The organism is Phormidesmis priestleyi ULC007 (genome assembly GCF_003003695.1).
In the GTDB taxonomy this organism is placed as follows: Bacteria; Cyanobacteriota; Cyanobacteriia; order Leptolyngbyales; family Leptolyngbyaceae; genus Phormidesmis_A; species Phormidesmis_A priestleyi_A.
In genome coordinates this window covers 1-4,370 of record NZ_PVWG01000091.1, presented here as the reverse complement: position 1 = coordinate 4,370, position 4,370 = coordinate 1, and the positions used below count along the sequence as shown (strand labels likewise).

Here is a 4,370-nt window from a genome sequence, read left to right as displayed (position 1 = left end):
AGGCATGGTTCCGTTCTCAGGTAGGGGAACGGTGGGTCTTCATTATCCATCATTCCTGCATTGACTGTCTACTAGTAGAAATCCAATAATGTTCTTAAAAATCTCATGAGCCTGTCCTGGCGTGAATATTTCAACCACTCCGTCCTGGAAAGCTAATCGCACACCGGGAGAACCTTCCAAGCCTTTCTGAATATGCTTGAACTGTTCCCAGGTACGATCGTGGTAAAGCTGACATTGAGTAAAGCTGACATAGATTTAGTTCCTTACTGACTGTCCATCTATAAACATTCACATGGCTGACGGTTGGTCCCGCTATCGCTAACGATTGGTACCGGATTAGTGACGATCGTGCTCTAAATTCCACAAACTCACCATTGCCGTCGATCGTCGTGTCGCGGCGTGCCGTAGGTGAGAGTAAAGCAATCTTTGTAAATAGTTCCTTTCTCTAGCGTCCAACGCCCTCGGTAAGGTCTGGTGTTGGCACCTGTGAAGAGGATATCGATCTCATATTCACCTGAACTAAGAGTGTAGGTCTGATTTACGCCATTGGTAGGACAGTTGAGAGGTGAAACTGCGTAGACTTGGCATTCTGGACATCGTGGGATGATCGCTGACTGTTTTTCAACACCTTTGAAGAAAACTCGCATTTCTTCAGGTGTGGAGTTTGTGATAGAAAGCTGAACCAAGTCTGAGCCAGTGGCACCCATTGATTGTGGGGGAGGCATGGGGATGTAGTCTTCAGTGTTTGGAGCAAACGTAGTTCTGTTAGCAGGTGAAAACGCGGTTGAAAGAGCCGAGAGTAGTACCATGCCGACGATGCCCATCATCCAAGGTTGATCGGAACGGATGCCAAAATTGCGAGGTCGGAACTTAGATGGATAGACGACTCGTGACCTTTGAGATCGTCGCTTCGATTTTGGGCTTCGAGCCGCCTTATCGTACCAAGCGTTGAGCGCGAATAAGAGCAAGACACAGCTACCGAGAATCGTAACTAAGACAATGCAAAGCTTAAACAGATCGTCCGGCATGGGTAAACTTGGGGTAGATGATGGATTGAATTCAAATCAAAGCCCCTTTCAAGTTGCACTGAGAGGGGCTTTGTTATGATTCCCAAGTTGTGAGGAAAGGACGATCGAAGGTCATTACTCCAAGCCAAGTCGATCGCTGATCACTTGCCAGATACGCCGATTTTCGGTTTGCAGTCCTCTCACTTCAGATTGCATCTCTTCAACGATCGTCAGTGTTCTGATTTGGGCTTCAGAGAGTCGCTCGATCGCGTTGGTGGTTCGTTCTAAGGCATCGGTGGTTCTAGCGTCGCTTTGATAAAAGATATCGATGAGTCGATTGAGCGAGACTTTGACATCAAGCATATCGACTTCTAAACGTTCAACTCGATCGGGCAGTCCGTTTGAGGGTTGGTCAGTCATAATGATAGGAACTACAACATTTTTCAATGATAAACCTCCCTAGATTACTTCTAGGGAGGTTTTTCTTATTACATTCAATGGGTGTTTGTGGAGCGGCATAATTTTCGGATGAGGAGATCGGACAAAATCGGACAAACCTTCGGATTTCGGATCGGACGGAAATCGGACTAGGTATCCGAAAATCCGTCCGATTATCCGATCGTCCGATCCGAAATTTTGGCACGGGTTCAAAGTGTTAGGATTAACCGCCATTCTTTGAGGGAAGAATCGCGCCATTCTCCTACTTGAATGTTGACTAATGCTGATAGCAAGCTCTTCATATGTTCAGTGTTTAAGCCGAATTTTTTGCCCCAATTGGCGCGTAATTTCTCACTTGAAATCCAGCCATCTTTCTCGCAATGTTGGGCACCTTGACCGCTCACATATTCGATTAAAGCCCAGCCAATATCACCGCACGCCTGCATGGCTTCTTGCTGCACTTTTAAGAGATAGGCTGCTTTGCCTGGTAGAGCCAGTTGAGCGTGAGGTGTGGTTCCTTCCGCTTCTGGCTCATACATTGACTGCAACTCTCGCAGGGTGCCATCAAACTCGATATCGTCGGTTGCCAGGTTGAGATGATGCTGTCTCATCAGTCGGTGGGCGATTTCTCGCTCTCTCAGGGAGTTGATCAGGTCCCACGGCAAACCGGGGTCAACTTGCTTTAAGCCAGAATTAGCCATCCGATCGCGCTCCTAATAATGAAGATTCCGAGTAGTCCGATCGCGAGTGCGAGCGAGGTGTCTTGCACCCAGCCAAAATGCTGATCGAGCAGGTTGCCAGAGATCAGGGCAATACCCAACCCTGCCAGCAGTAGCAGCAGTGTGACCCATACGCCGATGCCCAAAGGAGCGAGATGTCTAGCCATCAGTCCCAATAACGAACTAATGGCTAGACCCAACCCAACATAGTTGGAGAATCTAGCCATCCGAATCATTGAATTAAACTCCTAGTTTTACTTCCAACGGTTGTTAACTTCGGTGTGCAGGGCTTGATATTCCCTCACTCGCACTTGGGCTTCGTCGTGAGCCGCGCCCAAGCTGTAGCCCATTCCGGCATATTTGCCCGTCAGACCGTAGAGGGTTTTGGCTTTGGCAACGTCTGCCCCTTTCTTGGCGGCGGTGGCACCTGCAACACCCCAGCGACCAGGGCGACGGCGGCGGCGATCGCGATGGCGGCCGTTCCACCGCAAACCAGACAAGGTTTTCACGATCGCTTCTCAGCTTCTCGATCAGGGAAAGGGGCACTAACTGATAGTCGATGCCCTGCTGGTTGACGATCGGGTAACGGTCTGTCTGCACTGACTCCCACCGGGGGACGGGCTTAAGTTTGGTGATTTGGTTCATGATGGGATTGGTTAATGGGCAAGCAAAAAAGGGCGATCGCCTCCACCACCTGGAGGCGATCGCCCTTTCGATTATTCAGTTCGCTCTGACAACTTTGCGATCAGGGCATCCGCTTGCTGAACGGAAATTGCTGCAAAGTCTGCATCTGATGGAGTGGGCTGACTCGAAAGCTTTTCAAGCCGAAAGACCAGTGGGTGGAAGCGAGTAGCCCTTGCAGTGCGATCGCTGCAAAGTATTCTCGTTTGGTCAGCCCGTGATGGGTGGTGGTGCCGATCGGCGATCCCTCAAAGAAGTCAGTGCTGTGAACAGGAAATGCGTTATCGGTCGATCTTGTGGACATAATTAGAGTCTCCATAGGTGGTTTAAGTCTGCTGTGGAGCATCCAGGAAGAGTTCGCGCTCTGCCCTGGGTTAAGTTTTTTGGTCTATCTCCTACGAATCGTTACTAGGGCTGAAGTGGGAATGGGTTACGCCTCAGCGTTTTTGTTGTAGGGGTCTCAGGTCGGGTAGAGAAGACTCCTGCCAATGTTTAGGCTTGCTTTGTATTCCCGGTTGCTCTCACCTTTCGGAACACGAGAGTGTCACAAGATTCAGCCATGCACAGTCAGGAGCTTCACCCCCACAGAAGCCTGCCTGCGGTTTTCCCGCACAAGCCTCTTCATTCGGTCATTTACCAGGTGGGATGGAGTGACACGAGACGACCTGGCTTAGCCAGAGGATATCTGGCTTGGTAGCGCAGGAAGCTCTCCCACGTGAAGCTACGGCGCTGACTACGGCGATTCAACCACTTCAACAGCAGTCTGTGGACTGCCCGTTCAAAGCAGTAAAGTGCCCGACTGTTATCGGTGACTCCAAAGTAATTGAAATGTCCCCGCAGCTTCCGCCCCAATGCTTGCCAGAGTTCTGGCAGCTTACGAGCGTTACGTTCCTGGCGCAACCATTGATTGATAGACACCAGGGCACGGCGAAATCGCTTCTTCGAGGTCTTGCGCTTCAATCGAGCTTTCCCATTGCGACTCCTACCCCAGTAATGGGTGAAGCCGAGGAAATCAAAGCTGGGGAGATGTTCCCCCGCTTTGAAGGACTGCCAGGCTCGACGCTTGCCAAATGCCAGCAGTTGAGTTTTCTCCTGATTGAGTCGCAGTCCGAACTTTGCCAGTCGTTTCGGCAGGACTTGCATAAAGCGCTGTGCATCGTCCTCACACTCAAACACAGCAATGCTATCGTCTGCGTACCGGATCAGCGCACAGTACCCGCGACAGTGCTGGGTGACGACCGTGACAAACCACTGGTCGAGCACAGTGTCGAGGAACACGTTGGCAATCACCGGCGAGACAATGGTGAAGTGAACCCCCAAGACCAGACAGTTTTCAGGGGGTGAATAAGCTAGGGATTGAGACTCTCAGATCCGTTCGCCTTCGTGTTTAAGGTCTCGATTGCTTTGTCATTCCATTTGTTTCTTTAGATTATCACAATATACTTGATTTGGTGTTTGATAATCTAATCCTTGATGCGGACGGACTTGATTGTACCAACGAAACCACTGGTTGACCTCTTGCGTT

General features: G+C 50.2%; 8 protein-coding genes. All 8 read right to left on the bottom strand.

Going from position 1 to position 4,370, the window contains the following annotated elements:
- Positions 1-368: 368 nt before the first annotated feature.
- Positions 369-1,028: a hypothetical protein gene (locus C7B65_RS26545; protein WP_073075329.1), complete on the bottom strand. Its 660-nt coding sequence runs from the start codon at positions 1,026-1,028 to the stop codon at positions 369-371.
- 114 nt (positions 1,029-1,142) lie between these two features.
- The gene (locus tag C7B65_RS26540; RefSeq protein WP_073075328.1) at positions 1,143-1,427 is read right to left on the bottom strand and encodes a hypothetical protein; all 285 of its coding nucleotides are present in this window, start codon (positions 1,425-1,427) and stop codon (positions 1,143-1,145) included.
- Positions 1,428-1,654: 227 nt separating this feature from the next.
- Complete coding sequence (locus C7B65_RS26535; RefSeq protein WP_143162135.1) at positions 1,655-2,146, bottom strand: hypothetical protein; 492 nt, start codon at positions 2,144-2,146, stop codon at positions 1,655-1,657.
- On the bottom strand, positions 2,128-2,391 hold the full coding sequence (locus C7B65_RS26530) for a hypothetical protein (RefSeq protein ID WP_223257536.1): 264 nt from the start codon (positions 2,389-2,391) through the stop codon (positions 2,128-2,130). The genes C7B65_RS26535 and C7B65_RS26530 overlap by 19 nt, the downstream gene beginning before the upstream one ends.
- A gap of 27 nt (positions 2,392-2,418) precedes the next feature.
- Positions 2,419-2,673, bottom strand: coding sequence for a hypothetical protein (locus C7B65_RS26525; RefSeq protein WP_073075325.1), 255 nt, complete (start codon positions 2,671-2,673; stop codon positions 2,419-2,421).
- A gap of 236 nt (positions 2,674-2,909) precedes the next feature.
- Positions 2,910-3,149: a hypothetical protein gene (locus C7B65_RS27550; protein ID WP_143162134.1), complete on the bottom strand. Its 240-nt coding sequence runs from the start codon at positions 3,147-3,149 to the stop codon at positions 2,910-2,912.
- A gap of 329 nt (positions 3,150-3,478) precedes the next feature.
- Positions 3,479-4,135: a reverse transcriptase domain-containing protein gene (locus C7B65_RS26515; protein WP_223257535.1), complete on the bottom strand. Its 657-nt coding sequence runs from the start codon at positions 4,133-4,135 to the stop codon at positions 3,479-3,481.
- Positions 4,136-4,252: 117 nt separating this feature from the next.
- On the bottom strand, positions 4,253-4,370 hold a 118-nt coding region (locus C7B65_RS29780; protein WP_146135856.1), incomplete at its 5' end, for an integrase core domain-containing protein.

Coding starts and splice junctions, on each gene's coding strand:
- C7B65_RS26535 (WP_143162135.1), bottom strand. CDS start 2,146: ATGGCTAATTCTGGCTTAAAGCAAGTTGACCCCGGTTTGCCGTGGGAC.
- C7B65_RS27550 (WP_143162134.1), bottom strand. CDS start 3,149: ATGTCCACAAGATCGACCGATAACGCATTTCCTGTTCACAGCACTGAC.
- C7B65_RS26545 (WP_073075329.1), bottom strand. CDS start 1,028: ATGCCGGACGATCTGTTTAAGCTTTGCATTGTCTTAGTTACGATTCTC.
- C7B65_RS26530 (WP_223257536.1), bottom strand. CDS start 2,391: ATGGCTAGATTCTCCAACTATGTTGGGTTGGGTCTAGCCATTAGTTCG.
- C7B65_RS26540 (WP_073075328.1), bottom strand. CDS start 1,427: ATGACTGACCAACCCTCAAACGGACTGCCCGATCGAGTTGAACGTTTA.